This is a genomic window from Bradyrhizobium sp. YCK136, from assembly GCF_044570075.1.
Taxonomy (GTDB): Bacteria; Pseudomonadota; Alphaproteobacteria; order Rhizobiales; family Xanthobacteraceae; genus Bradyrhizobium; species Bradyrhizobium diazoefficiens.
The window spans coordinates 331,825-347,999 of sequence record NZ_CP172424.1 but is presented as its reverse complement, the minus strand read 5'-3'; the positions used below and the strand labels follow the sequence as shown (position 1 = coordinate 347,999).

Sequence of the window (16,175 nt, the reverse complement as noted above, 5' to 3'; positions counted from 1 at the left end):
CACCTTGGACAGCAGGGCGCTGACGAAAGGCCGGGGCGGCACCCGGACCGTTGATGTGATGAGCGCGATCCGCGCCAAGGTCGCGGGCCGCGCGCTCGGTGCCGGCGACCGCCTGCCGTCGATCCGCAGCCTTGCCGCGACGATGGGTGTTTCGCCCTCCACCGTCGTCGAGGCCTATGATCGCCTCGCCGCCGAAGGCCTGATCCGCCCCCGTCGTGGCTCCGGTTTCTACGTCTCGCCGACCGTCACGCCGCCCCTTGCGTTGACCGAGGTCGAGCCGCGCCGCGACCGGGAGGTCGATCCGTTCTGGGTTTCGCGGCAATCGCTCGATGCCGAAGAAAGCGTGCTCAAACCCGGCTGCGGCTGGCTGCCGCCGGAGTGGATGCCGGGAAGAGGCCTTGCGCCGCGCCGCTCGCGCGCTCGCCCGCACGGATGCGAGCGTATTGACCAATTACGGTTCGACATCCGGCTCCCTCGCCCTGCGCCGGCTGCTGCTGACGCGGCTCGCGGAAGACGCAATCGAGGCTTCGGCCGACCAGGTGATGCTGACGGGTTCAGGCACGCAGGCAACCGACTTGATCTGCCGCTTCCTGCTCCGTCCCGGCGACACCGTGTTGGTGGACGATCCGTGCTACTTCAATTTTCGCGCGCTGCTGCGAGCGCATCAGGCCAGGATCGTCAGCGTGCCCTACACGCCGTCGGGTCCGGATGTCGCGCGCTTCGAGCAGATTCTCGCCGGCGAGCGGCCACGGCTCTACATCACCAATTCAGCGCTGCACAATCCGACCGGCGCGACGCTCTCGCTCCAGACCGCACACCGGCTGTTGACCGCGTCCGCGGCGCACGACCTCACCATCGTCGAGGACGACATTTTTGGCGACTTCGAGCCGGAGCGCTCGCCGCGCCTGGCCGCACTCGACGGCCTCAATCGCGTGATCCGCATCGGCAGCTTCTCCAAGACGCTGTCGGCCTCGGTGCGCTGCGGCTACATCGCAGGGCGCGCCGACTGGATCGAGCATCTCGTCGATCTCCAGGTCGCAACCAGTTTTGGCGGCCCGAGCCCGGTCGCGACCGACATCATCGCCAGGGTGTTGGCCGGCGGCAGCTATCGCAAGCACATGGACGAGCTCAGGCAAAGGCTCACGCGCGCCAGGCGCGAGGTGGCACGCAAGCTTCAGGCGCTCGGCATCGAGCCCTGGCTGATGCCGAGCGGCGGCTTCTTCCTCTGGTGCCGTCTCACGGGCGGACAGGATGCTACGTCCGTTGCGCGCGCGGCACTCGAAGAGGATATCGTGCTCGCACCGGGCAACGTGTTCAGCGTGTCGCAGACGGCATCGCGCTTCATGCGGTTCAACGTGGCGCAGATGAGCGATCCGCGGATGTGGGACGTGATGCGACGAGCGTTGAAGGCCAAATGATCGGCGCCTAGGACGCTGGTTTGAGGTCGATCCGAGTTCGGCCGACAGCGATGCTCTCTCGTTCCCTCCGTTGGGGGAGCAGGCGAGTCTCATCTCATCGGGTCTTAGTACAACGGCTCCTCGTACACCGGCTCGCCGTCGAGCAGCAGGCGCTTGATCGCGGCGCGGCCTGAGGGCAGCACGGCGGCGACGACCCGCAGCTTCTGCTGGTTGCGGGCCTGCTCGAGCTTCTTGCCCTCGCCTTCGGGCACGAAATAACTTTCGAGACCGTATTTGATTGTGAGCTTGTCGCAGAAGGTGCGGCCGGGCGAACCGCAGGAATAGGGGACACGGCCGCGGATCAGCACTTCGGGCGCCGTAACCGCGACAGGCTCGGCGTGAACCGAGACGGCCTCGTAAAGCCCGTTGACATTGGGCGCCAGCTTGACGAACACAACGGAATTGCGCTCGGCCGCCGGCTTGCCGGCAAGCGCGCCGGCCGGCAGTTGCGAGATGTCGTAGCGGAGCACGACATAGTCGCCGCGCAAGAGATCGCGGGGATCGACCGGCTGCGTCTGCAAGGTCACCTCACGGCCTTCGCGCAGGATCTGCATGCGATCGGCGACCATCAGGACCAGCAGCACGCATTGGACCAGGATGGCGACGCCGAACAGCACCGCTTTCGGAATGCGCTGCCAGAACCTGGTGACGGACGCGACCAGTTCCATCATCGCCCCGCCCTCGGCAGTGCGCGATTGAGCGCGGTTGCAAATGCGACGGCAACGACGCCGGCCGCCGCAAGGAAGGCCGAGCGGCGCAGCAGCGAGCCCTTTACCGCCCAGGTGATGCCGGCGATGACGCCGGCGATCCCGAGCCAGCCGGCCACGATCCGCGGACGCACATCATCGAGCATGCCGGAGACGACGAGGCTGAGCATGGCGCAGAGCAGCGCAGCGTAGGCGAACCAGGGCTCTCCGGCGGTGGATACCGGCCACAGCGGAGCTGCGAGCAGGGCGAGCCCGATCGAACATCCTGCAAGGATTTCACCTGCGCGCTTGGTGATCCCGGCGGACGCGAGAGCGAGGATCACACCCGCAGCCCCGCACAGGATCGCCCAAAGCGGCTGGGCTGGCGCACTGCCGGTCCGAAAGCGAATGATATCGTCGACCGTCGTCACCTCCAGGAACGCGACCACGGTCAGCGAAAACGCCCCGTAGATCGATAGAGCAGTCCCGAGACGAAGCGCTCTCGGCGACGGCGCTGCGGCGATCGCGAGCCCGGCGCCGAACAGCAAGGCGGCACCGTTCGCGAGCACGAATGACGGCTGAGCACCATCGAATTCGAAGCGAAGCGACGTCGCGATCCACCACGGCAGCACCGCGATCGCGACGAGGTGGGCCGCGACGCGGGAATTCCACGCAAGCGCAAGAGCGGCGGCGAGGAGCCACACCGCCGCGAACGGAAGATGCAGCGCATCCGGCGCGTCGTAAGTCCGCATGCAGGTCCAGATGCAGGCGGCCACGAGGGCGACCGCAAGCGCGCCGCGCGATTCGGTCAGCAGCGCCGCTGCGAACGCGCCGATCGACCACAGCAGCATGCCACCGGCAAAATCCTCGCCGAGATGGTACATCTGACCGACCAGGGCAATACCCGCGCCGAAGATGACCGCGCCGATGCTCGCGCAGAGATCGGCAAGAATCGTGCGCCCCTTCGCCGCGAACCACGCCCCAAGGCCCCCTGCGACGACCATGCCGGCAATCAGGATTCCGAACCGCAGCAGCCGCGCGATCTCCGTCCAGTGCGCCGCGACGAAGGCGAGGAAAGCGGCTGCGATCAACAGGCCGCCAACGATGCCGACGACCACCGCGATGTTGACGCCGGGCGACAACGGCGGCAGCGCATTGCGGATCGAGACGGCGGCCGCCGGCGCGATCACGCCGTCTGCTTCCCATTGCGCCAGATCAGCTTCGAGGCGCTGCCGGTAGGTTTTGTCGAACATCGTCGTGAATCACCTCGCTCCCGGCCGGCGGGCCGGCGGGCTGCTGTTGGTCGGGCCGCGAGGGTAGCAGGTTCAAGCTGTCACTGCTGCGGTTGCGGGACACCGGGTTGTCGATTGCTGCGCAGTCAGCCGGCAAGGCTCCGTTCGCGGATCGCCTGCGCACCCGCGAGAATGCCGCGCTGGAGCGCGCGTGCGGCCGGCGACAGATCGCGGCCGATGCGCCAGGAAGCTGCCCTCGCGGACGGTGCTGACAAACGGTCCCATAGCCTGAAGGCGATCTATCTTTTCATATTCTGCAAAAGAGATGCTCGGACTGCGCCAATGGTTTGAAGAGACTCAAGGCTGTAGCCTTCGGTCAACATGGCCGTAAACGGCCACGCTGCAACGGGGGGACTGCATCCATGGAATTCTTGGCGCAGCAGCGCGGCTATCATCAGACCTCGCGACAGGTGATCAACAATGTGGTCGAGCAGACCGGCGCGCGCAGCGGCCTGAGCGGTCGCCCCGTCGGGACGGTGAGGAGAGCGCTCCTGTGTCTCGTCGCCGCGACGACGCTGGCGCTCCAGGCCGGCGCCGCGGGGGCCCAGACGGCCGCGGAATCCTGGCCGAACCGCGCGATCACCTGGGTGGTGCCGTTCGGGGCTGGCGGCGTCACCGACCTCGTCTCGCGCAAGATCGCGGAGCTGCTGCGGACGCGGCTTGGGCAGCCGGTGGTGGTGGAGAACCGACCCGGCGCTGGCGGGACCATCGGGACAGAGTTCGTTGCCCGGGCCCAACCCGACGGCTACACCGTGCTCTACGCCTCCGGCGGGCCTATGACGATCCAGCCGAACCTGGGGCTGGCGAAGCTCAACTACGACCCGCTCAAGAGCTATATCCATGTCCGCGGCGTGAGCTCGGCAAACCAGATCCTCGTCGCAACCTCGGCAGCGCCCTACAGCACGCTGGCTGAGTTCGTCGCCTACGCGAAGACCAACCCGGGCAAGGTCAACTTCGGCTCCCCCGGCCCCGGCACCGCCCAGCACCTCGCCGGCGAGATGTTCCAGGCGGCCGCCGGCATCAAGCTGACCCATGTGCCCTACAAGTCGGGCTCGAGCCAGATGACCGACATGATGTCGGGCATCCTGGACGTCTCCTTCGACTACCTCACCGTGCTCAGGCCGCTGATCGACACCGGCAAGGTCAAGGTGCTCGGCACCACCGGCACGGCGCGGCTGGCCGCGTTGCCCGACGCGCCGACGGTGCTCGAGGCCGGCTACCCGGACGCCGTCAGTGTCGGTTCGACCTGGGTCTCGGTCCCGGCCGGGACCGACCCGAGAATCGTGGGCAAGCTCTCTGAGGCGCTGGCCGCGGTGCTCGCCGACCCCGGCATCGTCGCGGACCTCGCCACCAACGGCCAAGTGTCGATTGCCGACAAGGGGGCGGCCGAGATGGGACCGTTCATCGTCGAGGAGACCGCACGCTACAAGCGGGTGATCGAGAGCGCGGGCATCGCCGCGCATTAGCTCAGGCGCACGGTTGCGGGCATCGCACACTCGAGGGAGCGGCCGTCGGCGTGGCGCCGACCGATCGTGATGCCAGTTCTAGTTCGCCTTGATGCCAGCTTCGCTGATGAGCTTGCCCCATTCCGCGCTTTCGCTTTGAATGAAGCGGCCGAACTGCTCCGGCGACATTGGCGCGGGCTCTGCGCCGAGGGTCCTGATCTTCTCGGCCACCGAGGGGCCCTTCAGGGCTTTCGTGAAAGCCTCGTTCAGCCTGGCGACGATGTCGGCGGGCGTGCCGGCCGGCGCAACCAGCCCGAACCAGCCGACGGATCCGAAACCCGCAATGCCGCTCTCGGCCAGCGTCGGCACATCCGGCAGGGATGCAAGGCGGCGCGCTGAGGAGACGCCGATCGCGTTGAGCTTGCCCTCGAGGATCAGTTGCTTCGATGCGGGAATATCCAGCACCGCGAAGGGGACATGTCCTGCGAGGACGTCGACCGTCGCGGGCGCGGTCCCGCGATACGGGACCAGCTCCATGGCGATCCCGGTCCTCTGCGTGAACAGCGCGGCCGTCAGATGCATGGCCGTCGAATTGCCGCCATGTCCGATCGACAGCGTACCCGGCTTTGCCCTGGCGAGCGCCACCGTCTCCGCCGTGTTGTGCGCAGGTATGTTCGCGGAGGCAACGAGCACGAAGGGAATTTCCGCAAGCAGCGTGATCGGGGCGAGATCCTTCAGCTCGAACGGCATCGACGAATTGAGATGCGGGTTCACCGTCAGCGCGCCCGCCGGCGCGACGCCGAGCGTGTAGCCGTCGGGCTTGGCCTGCGCGACCGCGGCCATGCCGATATTGCCGCCGGCGCCGGCGCGATTCTCGATCACCAGGCTCTGCTTGAGCTCGGCGGTGACCAACGGCTCGAGCGCACGGATCACGGTGTCGGCGCTGCCGCCGGGCGGGAAGGTCACGATGATCTTGATCAATTGCTCCGGATAGGCGGCCTTGCCCGCCGTCAACGGCAGCACGGCGAAAGTCGCGGCCGTCAGCACGGCCAGAATGCGGCGCCCTGCAACGTGAAACACGTTCCCCTCCTCGGTACGTTCTTGTTTGTGAACCACGACCGGGCGGCCCGCGCCGCCAGACCGTCCGCTTCAAGTTGCCTTACGCCGCAGCGCCGGTGATGCGCGCCAGCAAGCCTTGTGGATCCGCGGGCGCGACCTGCCCGCGCCAGGCGATGTGCTGGTCGGGCCGCGCCAGCACCAGCTTCTCGGCATAGGTGCCGTTCGCCTCATCGGGCGCGATGTCGACCAGCGCGAGCGGGATGCCGCGCTCCCTTGCGGCGGATTGCAGCCGCGCCACATCGATCGCCGGGTCGAACCGCAACAAGGTGTAGCCGGCTCCGAATGCATCGTAGAGCGATCGTCCGTCGCGCAGGAACAGATGCGGCGCGCGGGCGCCCGGCACAGTGGAGGGCGTGAAGCTGCCCATCGCGTAAGCCGGCGGCGTTTCGCCGTCATAGGCAATGATCGGCGAGGCATCGTAGTAGTAGCCGAAATTGAGACCCGCGCAGCAATATTGCTGCACGTTGAGATCGTAAGCCGCCCTGGCCAGCGTTGCGCGCGCCGCCTGGCCGCGCGGCGTGTCGTCCTCGATCTCCGCGGACACGCCGCCGCGCTGCGCCATCATCTTCATCGCGTGGTCCATCGCGAAGCGCGACACCTGCTCGGTGATGGGCTGACGCTCCGCTTCATATGCGTCGAGGATCGAAGCCGGCGCCCAGCCGTTCAGATGCGCCGCCAATTGCCAGCAGAGATCGACAGCGTCGGCAATGCCCGCATTCATGCCGTAACCGGCATAGGGCATCCACAGATGCGCGGCGTCGCCACAGATGAAGACCCTGCGGTCGCGGAAGCGATCGGCCACGAGGCGACGCCCGACCCAATCCTCCTTGCTGAGGACGCGATATTCGAAGCGCTCGTCGACGCCGAGGATGGCGCGGATCGACCAGTCGCGATCGACCGAGTCGAATTCGGGCTCGTCGGGCTTCAGATGATTGTGGATCAGCCAGCGGTCGTGGCCGTCGATCGCAACCGTCGTGCCCGAGCGTCGCGGGTTGAGCGAGAGCACCATCCAGGCCGGCTTGTGCGCGCCCATCAACTCCCTCAGCTGCGGGGCTTCGATGAAGGTCGATTGCACGCGCTGGATCACCGGCGTGCCGGAGAGGCTTGCGCCGATCGATTTGCGAACCAGGGAACGGCTGCCGTCACAGCCGATCACGAAGGACGCTTCGATGCGAAGCGAGCTCCCGCTGTCGAGGTCGCGCGCCAGTGCGACCACATGGTCGTCGCCCTGTTCGATGTCAGTGATTTCCGTGCGCGCCAGAATGGTGATGCGCGCTTGAGCGGCCGCATGGCTGAACAGGATCGGCTCGAGGTAGACCTGGTTGATCCGGTGCGGCGGCTCGGGCGTCGGCCACCAGGTGTCGGGACCGCCGGTTGCGCTGTAACGGCGCGCGCGGGAGGGAATGTCGATGCGGCACAGCTCGATGCCGGTCGCCGTGGTCCGATAGGAGCAATCGTTCGGGAAGTCCGCCGGCAGGCCTGCATCGCGCAGCTTTGCGGCGACGCCGAGCCGGCGGAAGACTTCCATCGAGCGCGCCGAGACGTGATTGCATTTGACGCTGGGCGGATCGCCGGCATGGCGGATCTCCGCGACGACGACGTCAATCCCGCGCGAGGCCAGATCCATCGCCGCGGTCAGTCCCACGGGCCCGGCGCCCACGACCAGCACCTGTGTCCTCATGCTCGTCTCCGCTCCCCTTGCCGTACGGCGGATTCTCCGACCGCGCGGCATGCATTTTATTGCAGGCTCGCTTATGAGATAAGCCAGAAAGAACTCATCAATTCATGAGCCCTGCCTATGAATGTCACCTTGCGCCAATTGCGGGCCTTCACCGGCGTCTATCGCACCCGCAGCATCACGCGGGCCGCGCGCGAGCTCGGGATCACGCAGTCGGCGGCGAGCCTGTTGATCCAGCAGCTCGAAACCCAGCTCGGCGTCAAACTGTTCGATCGCTCCACGCGTTCGGTGCAGCCGACCTTGGCGGCCGACGAGGCGTTCCATTCCGCCGAACGGATGCTGGGCGATGCGCTGGGCCTGTCACGGCGCATGCGCGACCTCGCGCAAGCGCGCGCCGGCCGCGTCGCGTTTCTGGCATCGGCCGGCGCCGCCTCGGCGCTGCTGCCCCTGGTGCTGGCGAAATTCCGTGCGGCCCATCCCGACATCGAGATCGACATGCGGGATGTCGCCGCCGACGATCTCGTTCCGCGCCTGATCGCAACCGACGCGGAGTTCGCCATCGGCAGCGTGGAAGGTGAATTCGCGGAGATGACGATCGAGACGCTGACCCGCGGGCGCCTGAGCGCGATCGGCCGGAGCACAGCCGACTTCGCCGCGCGGCGCGCGCTGACATGGGACGAACTGGCACAGCTCCCGACGATCGCGATGCGGCGCGAGACGCGGATCCGCATGCAGATCGATCAGGCGCTCGGCGCGCAGGGCAAGCATCTCAATCCAACCTATGAGGTGACGCTGATTAACACCGCGCTCGCCATGACCGCGCAGGGCCTCGGCCTCGCCATTCTCCCCGCGACGATGCTGCCGGCCGATCAGTTCCCGACGCTGATCGCAAGACCTCTGATCCGCCCGGCCATCACCCGGCCGGTGTCGCTGCTGCAGCGTCAGGGCCGGACGCTGTCGCCGGCCGCGCAGGCGTTTGTGGTGATGGCGCGGACGGTGCTGGCGGGTCCGTAATCAATGTAGCCCCTGCTCGGGCTACTCCGCCAGATTGTGCTGCTGCCAGCGCAGCAGATAGGCCTGCAATCGCCAGATCAGCGCGGACAGCGCAACGCCGACCAGCATCAGCACGATGACGGCGACCATCATGCCCGAGGCCTCCGCGCGCGCTTCGGACTCGATGATCAGGCGTCCGATTCCGCGTTCCGCGCCGATGAACTCGCCGACGATCACGCCGATCAGGGCGAACGAGATCGCAGGCGTCAGCGAGGCGAAGACCCAGGCCATGGTCGATGGGATGACCACCGTGCGGGTGATCTGCCACTCGCTGGCGCCGAGCAGCCGCGCCGCGTTGACAAAGCCCTCGTCGATCGAGCGCGCCCCCTCGAACGTGTTGAAGAAGACGAGGAAGACGACCACGATCCATGACGTCACGACCTTCGAGGTATCGCCGATGCCGAAGGCCAGCACGATGATCGGGGCCAGCGCGATGCGCGGGATCGAATTCACCGCGGTGATGAAAGGCTGGAAAATGGCGCTCAGTCGGTCCGAGCGGCCCAGCACGAGGCCCGCGGCGAAGCCGCTGCTGACGCCGGTCGCGAAGCCGAAGAAGGTGTTCTTCAGGGTGACGGCGGTCGCGATCCAGAGATTGTTCTCGGATCGCGCCATGCAGCGGGCGAATTCGCCATTGAACCAGCCGTTGAACACGCCGAGCTTGGACTTGAGACAGCTCAGGATCAGGAAATGCTCGAAGATGTCCGAGGGTTTTGACACGAAGTAGGGGTCGAGCAGATCAGGTACCAGCCAGGGAAGCCGGCCGTGCAGATCGTAACCCCATTGCCAGATCGACAGGAAGCAGGCGCAGATCGCCATTTGCCAGGCCAGGGTCCTGCCGGCGTTGCGCGCGCGTCTCATGGCTTGCGGCCCTTGATGAACTCTTCGCCGAGCGAGTGCCAGATCAGCTGGAACAGCTCGGCATAACGCGGCGTCTCCCGGATCTTCACCGCATTGCGTGGGCGGGCAAAATCCACATCGAAACTCTCCTTGATCCGGCCGGGCCGCGCGGAGAACAGAATGATGCGGTCTGCCAGCGTCAGGGCTTCGCCGAGATCATGGGTCACGAACAGCACGGTCTGCTGCTCGCGTTCCCAGATGCGAAGCAGCACGTCGTGCATGTCGATCTTGGTGTGGGTGTCGAGCGCGCCGAACGGCTCGTCCATCAGCAGGACCTGCGGCTCAACGACCAGCGTTCGCATCAAGGCGGCACGCTGGCGCATGCCGCCGGACAATGCAGAAGGGTAGGCGTTGCCAAAGCCCTCCAGCCCGGCCTGCACCAGGCAGGCACGGACACGCTCCTTTCGCTCCGCCACCGGGACGCCCGCCAGCTCCAGGCCGTAGCCGATGTTGTCGGCGACTGTCCGCCAGGGAAACAGCGTATCGCGCTGGAACACGTAGCCGACGTCAGACGTCGCCCGTCCGGGGACAACAGGCGTTCCGTCGATCAGAATCTGACCGCTGGTCGGCTTGACCAGTGTCGCTATCATGTTGAGGACGGTGCTCTTGCCGGAGCCGGATGGCCCCAGCAGGGCGACGAATTCGCCGCGCCGGACATTGAAGGAGACGTCGCGCACCGCCTCGATGGCGGTGCCCGCCAGCTGGAAAGTCTTGCACAATCCGCGCACGTCGATGCGCCGCATCTCAGGCGGCGCGTCGGCGTGCGGCGCATGTAAGGCCTGCACGCTCAAGCCGGATAGGCCTTGCGTGCCGCTTCGATGAAGCTGGTGGTGACGACGTCGGCCATGGCGAGCGGCTTGATCCCGGTCATTTCACGGAACCAGACCTTCTGCCCGCGTGCAAAACTCTCCGCATCGATGACGCATTCGTAGTCGGTGACCTTCTTCATGATCCCAATGTCGAAAACATTCGCATCGCGCGACGTGCTCCCGACATAAGGCTCGATCGCGTCGTAGATCTCTTCGGGGGAGTGCCCCTTGATCCACTGGGTCGCGCGCCACAGCGCCGTGACGAACGCCTGCATCTTCTGCGGGTCCTTGTCGATGGTCGACTGCAAGGTGAAATGAGACGTCACCGGGACCTTGCCGCCGATATACTTGGCCCAGACCGCCTCGTCGGTTCCGTCGAACAACAGCGCGCCCCAGCCCTGCTCGATCGAATCCTTCAGGATCGACGGCGAGTTGATGAGGACATCGACCTGTTTCGTTTTCAACGTCCCCATCATGGTGTCGACATTGCCGGTGCCGATCCAGGTCACCTTGTCGTCGAGCCCCATGGTTTCCATGTAATAGGAGGCCCAGACGTGGTTGGTGCCGCCAAGCGACGACACCGCAACGATCGGCTTGCGTCCGTCAGGCCGCTTCCACTTCGCCAGCGCCTCCAGCGTGGTGATGCCCTGATCGAACAGATCCTTGCGGATGATGAAGATCGCGGCGTTGCTGCGGGTATCGACCGGCATCAGCACGCGCGCGCTGCGGCCGTGATTGCTGAGCTGCATCGGGTGGGTGATGTCGCCGATGCCGATATCTCCCTGGGACGAAGCAATGATCTCACGGGTCTTCACGCCGCTGCCGCCCTGGATCAGCTTGCAGTCGAGGCCGGCCTCCCTGAAGAACCCGGCACGGTCGGCGACGAATTGGGACTGATACACCGGAATGGCCACCGGGTAGATCACGCGGCCCGACGGGGTATCCGCCCACGCCCGCCCCGCCGCCATGGAGACACCGGCGCCGGCGACAATCGTCAGCGCCGACCGTCTTGTGACCCGAGTTCTCATCACGCGTGCTCCCTCTCCTTGCCGACCACCTTGTCGAGCGCGCTCAGCACCGCATCGCCCATCTCCTGGGTCGAAAGTCTTTTTGCGCCGGGTTCGGCGATATCGGCCGTTCTTGCGCCGGCGGCCAGGGCCGTATCCACGGCCTTCTCCAGCAGCGCGGCATCTTCAGGCCGATGGAGGGTAATGCGCAACATCATTGCGACGCTGAGGATCGAGCCAAGTGGATTGGCGATGCCCTTGCCCGCAATGTCAGGCGCGCTGCCGTGAACCGGCTCATAGAGCGCCTTGCGACGTCCGAGCCGGTCCGGCGGCCCGAGCGAGACCGACGGCAGCATGCCGAGCGAGCCCGACGCCATCGCCGCGCAATCGGAGAGAATGTCTCCGAATATATTGCAGGTCACCATGACGTCGAATTGCGAGGGTGCCCGCACGATCTGCATCGCGGCGTTGTCGACATAGAGATGGGTCAGCTCGACATCGGAAAACTCCGCTTCATGCAGCGCGGTGACCTCCTCGCGCCACAGCGCACTAGTACCCACTTTTCTTGGAACGTGAGTCGTGATTCAAGGTCGGGATGATACCCGAAGCAAGAGAAGTCCACCTTTCGAGGAAAGATCGCAAGGTGCTTGAGGCGTGCTGTCGCTCACCGGTGACGTTGCAGCGCGATTTGAAGCGGGCGCGGATAGTTCTGTTGGCGGCGGATGGGCGCAGCACCCGGTCGATCGCCAAGGAAGTTGGGGTCCAGCCGCGGATTGTCAGCCTTTGGCGGCATCGCTATGCCGACCATGGCCTTGAAGGGCTGCAAGACAAGCCGCGGCCTGGCAAGCAGCCGATCTATACGAAGACGACCGACAAGCGGATTCTGAAGCTGCTGGATAAGCCGCCACCGCAAGGGTTTGCGCGCTGGACCGGCCCCCTGCTGGCCGAGGCGCTGGGCGATGTCGATGTCCAATATGTCTGGCGGTTCCTGCGCAGCCACAAGATTGACCTGGTGGCTCGCAAGTCCTGGTGCGAGAGCAACGACCCGAACTTTACGGCCAAAGCCGCCGATGTTGTCGGCCTCTATGTCGCGCCGCCGGCGAAGGCCATTGTGCTGTGCGTGGACGAGAAGCCCTCGATCCAGGCTTTGGAGCGAGCGCAGGGTTATCTGAAGTTGCCCAATGGCCGCGCCTTGACCGGCCAAAGCCACGATTACAAGCGGCATGGCACCACAACATTGTTTGCGGCGCTCGAAGTCGCCACCGGAAAGATCATCGCGACCCATTCAAAACGCCGGCGCCGCGTCGAGTTTCTCGATTTCATGAACAGCGTCACCGCGGCTTTTCCGAACCGCAAGCTTCACGTCATCCTCGACAACCTCAACACCCATAAAAAGAACGAGGACTGGCTCAAGGCCCACCCCAACGTGCAATTTCATTTCACGCCGACAAGTGCGTCATGGCTCAATCAGGTCGAAGTATGGTTTTCCATCTTGCAGGGGCAGTCGCTCAGCGGCACCTCCTTCACGAGCCTCAAGCAGCTTCAGGAACACATCGATGCCTACGTCAACGCATACAACGACAGAGCCGAGCCCTTCGTCTGGACCAAGAAAAAGGTCCGTCAACGCCGTTTGAGCTATGGCGGAATCTGGGTGATGACGGTGTGAGGAAGGCGGCGTATCGAGGCGGGTGACGAGCCTGCCAGAACCTCTCGAGGAGAGCGATACGCCATGACCGAGACTACCAATGTTCTTGCTTTCCGTCAGCCGTCCGCGGTTGATGATCCACTGACCGATATCGTTCGAGCCGGCGCGCGGGACCTGCTTGCCAGGGCGATCGAGATCGAGGTTGGCGCGTTTCTGGCCAGCACGGCCAATCTGACGCTGCCCGACGGTCGAGCGCGCCTGGTCCGACATGGGCACGGTCCGGTGCGCGAGATTGCGACCGGCATCGGTCCGGTGGAGGTCGCTCGTCCCAAGGTCCGCGACCGCGGAGCGAGCGGGCCAGGCGACCGCCTCCGCTTCAGTTCGGCAATCCTGCCGCTATGGGCGCGGCGGACGAAGAGCCTGGATGCCTTGATCCCGGTCCTCTATTTGCGCGGCATCTCGACCGGCGACTTCCAGGAGGCGCTCTCGGCGCTGCTCGGCAAGGATGCGCCGAACCTGTCGCCTTCGGTGATCGCCGGCCTGAAGGCCGATTGGCAGGTCGAGTACGAACGCTGGCAGAGACGCGATCTGTCGGCGCGTCGCTATGTCTACATCTGGGCCGATGGCGTGTACCTGCAGGCCCGCATGGAAGATCACAGCGAATGCATGCTGGTGCTGATTGGCACCACGCCGGAAGGCAAGAAGGAGCTGATCGGCTTCCAGGTCGGCGTGCGCGAGAGCGCGCAGAGCTGGCGCGAACTCCTGATCGACCTGCGGCAACGCGGGTTACGGATTGCCCCGCAACTCGCCATCGGCGACGGCGCCCTCGGCTTCTGGAAGGCACTGGACGAGGCCTTTCCCGGCACGCGGCACCAACGATGCTGGTGCCATAAAGTGAGCAACGTACTCGACAAGGTCGCCAAATCCGTGCAGGGCCCCATGAAGAACGACCTGCGGAACATCTATCTGGCCCCACACCGGGCCGAAGCTGAAACCGCGATCGACGTCTTCGTCGAGAAATACCACGTCAAATACGGACGTGCGGTGGAGTGCCTGATCAAGGATCGCCATGCGCTGCTCGCCTTCTTCGACTTCCCTGCTGAGCACTGGATCCACCTACGCAGCTCGAACCCGATCGAGAGCGTCTTCGCCACGGTGCGCCACCGAACGGTGCGGACCAAGGGATCGCTGTCGCAACAAACTGCGAAGCTGATGGTGTTCAAGCTCATCGACGCCGCATCGAAGACCTGGCGGCGATTGAAGAGCACGAACCAGTTGCCGAAAGTCATCGCCGGTGTAAAGTTCATCGACGGAATCGAAGTCATTCCGAACACTGAAAGCCACGCCGCCTGATCAGGCCGCGTCACCCAAAATCAGCCATAGCTCACGCCGTTTCAAAGGCCGCCGTATCACTCAGCTCTGATTCCGGGTACTAGGGCCAAGGCCACGACCTTCCGGCAGTGTGCCGAGGCCTACATTAAGGCACATCAATCGGGCTGGAAAAGTGCCAAGCACGCCAGCCAGTGGGCGGCGACGCTGGAAGCATACGCTTACCCGGTCATCGGTTCCCTCCCCGTGGCTCTAGTCGATCGCAGCCACGTCATGAAGATCCTTGAGCCAATCTGGACCACCAAGACCGAGACCGCCAGCCGCGTCCGCGGTCGCGTCGAGAAGATACTGGACCGAGCCCGGGCGATCGGGCTGCGGGAGGGCGAGAACCCCGCCCGCTGGACTGGACATCTCGACCAGCTCTTGCCCCGCAAGACCCAGGTTTCTCCCGTCGAGCACTTCGCCGCCCTGCCCTACAAGCAGATGCCGGCCTTCATGACGAAGCTACGCAAGCGGGATGGCGTCAGCGCGCGGGCGCTGGAGTTCACAATCCTCAACATCACCCGTACCGCAAACACCATCGGCGCGAAGTGGTCGCAGATAGACGAGAAGGAACAGACCTGGACCATTCCTGGCGAGCTGATGAAGGGCAAGAAGGGAAAGCGCCGGCCGGACCATGTTATCCCCCTCTCTGACCGCGCTCTGGCGATCCTGCAGGATCTTCCGCGCGACGGCGGCGAGTTTGTCTTTCCGGGCGCCAAGGAGGGCGCCGGCCTCAGCAACATGGCAATGGCCGAGACCCTCAAGGAGATGGGATACGACGGCGACACGGCGACCGTTCACGGCTTCCGCTCGACGTTCAAGGATTGGGCTTCCGAACAGACCAGCTACGCCAACGAACTAACCGAGATGGCGATGGCGCATACGGTCTCGAACAAGGTTGAGGCGGCTTATCGGCGCGGCGACATGCGTGAGAAGCGCGTTCGGTTGATGGAGGATTGGGCCGGCTACTGCGAGGGGCAAGCGGTAGGCGGTGACAACGTGGTGGCGATCGGAGCGCGGAAATGACGGCTACTAATCTGCAATTGGTGCTGGACGCCCTGCGGAGCTTCAACGACCATATTGTCACTCACGGCGATCTGAGCCCGCATGGCCTGACTAACCAAATGCGCCTTGAGCGGCTAATCGCTGATCGCGTGATGTTTAACGCCGGCTGGCACGCCGCGAAGGGGTCGGCAACGGACGAGTTGCGCGGTGCGGCATCAACCGACAAACTTCTCCCCATATTGCTGAAAATTGCGGAGAACTCGAGAGACTACGCTGCTGCGTCCAAGCGGCTTGCTGAGGCAAGCGCCGCGCTTGAACAGCCTAAAAAGATGGGCCGGAGGCCGGGCTCATATGAGGGATGGCACTTTGAGCCGGGCTATTCAGTTGTTGTCGCCATGATCGAGACCGAGCCGGGAAAGAAGCTGCCGGATCATGTCCGATGGGCGGTTAGAGAGGGCTGGCTTAAGAAGGACATTCCCGACAGGACGCACCTTCGCAGGATCGGGCTGATCCGACAGCGCCTAGCTGCCGAAGATGCAGCGCGGCTGGCGGCGATGGGCGCCAACGTGGTCCCCTTCAAGCCGCGACGAAAACCACAAAAACGAGCCAAATAGTTTTTGTGCCATTCGCTTGTTACAAAATCGGGCGCCGCAATTGTTGTGGCGCCCTTTCGATTCTGCCCCGAGTCCAATCAGTATAACTAGGTGCCCA

General features: G+C 64.9%; 13 protein-coding genes and 2 pseudogenes. 7 read left to right on the top strand and 8 right to left on the bottom strand.

Going from position 1 to position 16,175, the window contains the following annotated elements:
* Nucleotides 1-58: 58 nt before the first annotated feature.
* Nucleotides 59-1,418: pseudogene (locus tag ACFLEY_RS01710) on the top strand (PLP-dependent aminotransferase family protein).
* Between the two features lie 104 nt (nucleotides 1,419-1,522).
* Here ACFLEY_RS01710 and ACFLEY_RS01705 read toward each other — a convergent pair.
* Nucleotides 1,523-2,128: a GDYXXLXY domain-containing protein gene (locus tag ACFLEY_RS01705; protein ID WP_060909760.1), complete on the bottom strand. Its 606-nt coding sequence runs from the start codon at nucleotides 2,126-2,128 to the stop codon at nucleotides 1,523-1,525.
* The gene (locus ACFLEY_RS01700) at nucleotides 2,125-3,396 is read right to left on the bottom strand and encodes a DUF2157 domain-containing protein (RefSeq protein WP_060909759.1); all 1,272 of its coding nucleotides are present in this window, start codon (nucleotides 3,394-3,396) and stop codon (nucleotides 2,125-2,127) included. The genes ACFLEY_RS01705 and ACFLEY_RS01700 overlap by 4 nt, the downstream gene beginning before the upstream one ends.
* A gap of 401 nt (nucleotides 3,397-3,797) precedes the next feature.
* Here ACFLEY_RS01700 and ACFLEY_RS01695 point away from each other — a divergent pair, with 401 nt between their 5' ends.
* Nucleotides 3,798-4,901 carry a tripartite tricarboxylate transporter substrate binding protein gene (locus ACFLEY_RS01695; protein ID WP_060909758.1) on the top strand — a complete coding sequence of 368 codons (1,104 nt, stop codon included), beginning with the start codon at nucleotides 3,798-3,800 and terminating at the stop codon, nucleotides 4,899-4,901.
* A 78-nt stretch (nucleotides 4,902-4,979) separates the two neighbouring features.
* Here the strand turns inward: ACFLEY_RS01695 and ACFLEY_RS01690 are convergent, their stop codons facing one another.
* Together ACFLEY_RS01690 and ACFLEY_RS01685 are read right to left on the bottom strand one after the other, a co-directional pair.
* On the bottom strand, nucleotides 4,980-5,960 hold the full coding sequence (locus tag ACFLEY_RS01690; protein ID WP_060912822.1) for a tripartite tricarboxylate transporter substrate binding protein: 981 nt from the start codon (nucleotides 5,958-5,960) through the stop codon (nucleotides 4,980-4,982).
* 79 nt (nucleotides 5,961-6,039) lie between these two features.
* Entirely contained in the window at nucleotides 6,040-7,680 is a 1,641-nt protein-coding gene (locus tag ACFLEY_RS01685) for an FAD-dependent oxidoreductase (RefSeq protein WP_060909757.1), read from the bottom strand.
* Nucleotides 7,681-7,797: 117 nt separating this feature from the next.
* On the opposite strand from ACFLEY_RS01685, the gene ACFLEY_RS01680 reads away from it, so the two are divergent.
* Nucleotides 7,798-8,691 carry a LysR family transcriptional regulator gene (locus ACFLEY_RS01680; protein WP_060909756.1) on the top strand — a complete coding sequence of 298 codons (894 nt, stop codon included), beginning with the start codon at nucleotides 7,798-7,800 and terminating at the stop codon, nucleotides 8,689-8,691.
* A 21-nt stretch (nucleotides 8,692-8,712) separates the two neighbouring features.
* On the opposite strand, the gene ACFLEY_RS01675 is transcribed toward ACFLEY_RS01680, so the two are convergent.
* From ACFLEY_RS01675 to ACFLEY_RS01660, 4 genes and pseudogenes are all read right to left on the bottom strand, one after another.
* Nucleotides 8,713-9,588 (bottom strand): ABC transporter permease, encoded by an 876-nt coding sequence (locus ACFLEY_RS01675; RefSeq protein WP_060909755.1) that lies wholly within the window; start codon nucleotides 9,586-9,588, stop codon nucleotides 8,713-8,715.
* A complete protein-coding gene (locus tag ACFLEY_RS01670) occupies nucleotides 9,585-10,370 on the bottom strand; it encodes an ABC transporter ATP-binding protein (RefSeq protein WP_049832547.1) in 786 nt (261 codons plus the stop codon). The genes ACFLEY_RS01675 and ACFLEY_RS01670 overlap by 4 nt, the downstream gene beginning before the upstream one ends.
* 44 nt (nucleotides 10,371-10,414) lie before the next feature.
* Nucleotides 10,415-11,464, bottom strand: coding sequence for an ABC transporter substrate-binding protein (locus tag ACFLEY_RS01665; protein ID WP_060909754.1), 1,050 nt, complete (start codon nucleotides 11,462-11,464; stop codon nucleotides 10,415-10,417).
* A pseudogene (locus ACFLEY_RS01660) lies at nucleotides 11,464-11,997 on the bottom strand (isocitrate/isopropylmalate family dehydrogenase); the annotation flags it as partial. The gene ACFLEY_RS01665 and the pseudogene ACFLEY_RS01660, both read right to left, overlap by 1 nt.
* 41 nt (nucleotides 11,998-12,038) lie before the next feature.
* Here ACFLEY_RS01660 and ACFLEY_RS01655 point away from each other — a divergent pair.
* The 4 genes from ACFLEY_RS01655 to ACFLEY_RS01640 all read left to right on the top strand — a co-directional run bounded on the left by ACFLEY_RS01655 (nucleotide 12,039) and on the right by ACFLEY_RS01640 (nucleotide 16,078).
* Nucleotides 12,039-13,109: an IS630-like element ISRj1 family transposase gene (locus tag ACFLEY_RS01655; protein ID WP_396604482.1), complete on the top strand. Its 1,071-nt coding sequence runs from the start codon at nucleotides 12,039-12,041 to the stop codon at nucleotides 13,107-13,109.
* A gap of 63 nt (nucleotides 13,110-13,172) precedes the next feature.
* Nucleotides 13,173-14,441 (top strand): IS256 family transposase, encoded by a 1,269-nt coding sequence (locus ACFLEY_RS01650; RefSeq protein ID WP_038952271.1) that lies wholly within the window; start codon nucleotides 13,173-13,175, stop codon nucleotides 14,439-14,441.
* Between the two features lie 66 nt (nucleotides 14,442-14,507).
* Complete coding sequence (locus ACFLEY_RS01645; RefSeq protein WP_063824306.1) at nucleotides 14,508-15,485, top strand: site-specific integrase; 978 nt, start codon at nucleotides 14,508-14,510, stop codon at nucleotides 15,483-15,485.
* Nucleotides 15,482-16,078 (top strand): hypothetical protein, encoded by a 597-nt coding sequence (locus ACFLEY_RS01640; protein ID WP_129557422.1) that lies wholly within the window; start codon nucleotides 15,482-15,484, stop codon nucleotides 16,076-16,078. Before ACFLEY_RS01645 ends, ACFLEY_RS01640 begins: the two co-directional genes overlap by 4 nt.
* The last annotated feature ends 97 nt before the right edge of the window (nucleotides 16,079-16,175 follow it).

What these genes read in the sequence shown, in the direction of transcription:
- ACFLEY_RS01705 (WP_060909760.1), bottom strand. Translation starts at nt 2,128, where the DNA reads ATGATGGAACTGGTCGCGTCCGTCACCAGGTTCTGGCAGCGCATTCCG.
- ACFLEY_RS01700 (WP_060909759.1), bottom strand. Translation starts at nt 3,396, where the DNA reads ATGTTCGACAAAACCTACCGGCAGCGCCTCGAAGCTGATCTGGCGCAA.
- ACFLEY_RS01695 (WP_060909758.1), top strand. Translation starts at nt 3,798, where the DNA reads ATGGAATTCTTGGCGCAGCAGCGCGGCTATCATCAGACCTCGCGACAG.
- ACFLEY_RS01685 (WP_060909757.1), bottom strand. Translation starts at nt 7,680, where the DNA reads ATGAGGACACAGGTGCTGGTCGTGGGCGCCGGGCCCGTGGGACTGACC.
- ACFLEY_RS01680 (WP_060909756.1), top strand. Translation starts at nt 7,798, where the DNA reads ATGAATGTCACCTTGCGCCAATTGCGGGCCTTCACCGGCGTCTATCGC.
- ACFLEY_RS01675 (WP_060909755.1), bottom strand. Translation starts at nt 9,588, where the DNA reads ATGAGACGCGCGCGCAACGCCGGCAGGACCCTGGCCTGGCAAATGGCG.
- ACFLEY_RS01670 (WP_049832547.1), bottom strand. Translation starts at nt 10,370, where the DNA reads ATGCGGCGCATCGACGTGCGCGGATTGTGCAAGACTTTCCAGCTGGCG.
- ACFLEY_RS01665 (WP_060909754.1), bottom strand. Translation starts at nt 11,464, where the DNA reads ATGAGAACTCGGGTCACAAGACGGTCGGCGCTGACGATTGTCGCCGGC.
- ACFLEY_RS01655 (WP_396604482.1), top strand. Translation starts at nt 12,039, where the DNA reads ATGATACCCGAAGCAAGAGAAGTCCACCTTTCGAGGAAAGATCGCAAG.
- ACFLEY_RS01650 (WP_038952271.1), top strand. Translation starts at nt 13,173, where the DNA reads ATGACCGAGACTACCAATGTTCTTGCTTTCCGTCAGCCGTCCGCGGTT.
- ACFLEY_RS01640 (WP_129557422.1), top strand. Translation starts at nt 15,482, where the DNA reads ATGACGGCTACTAATCTGCAATTGGTGCTGGACGCCCTGCGGAGCTTC.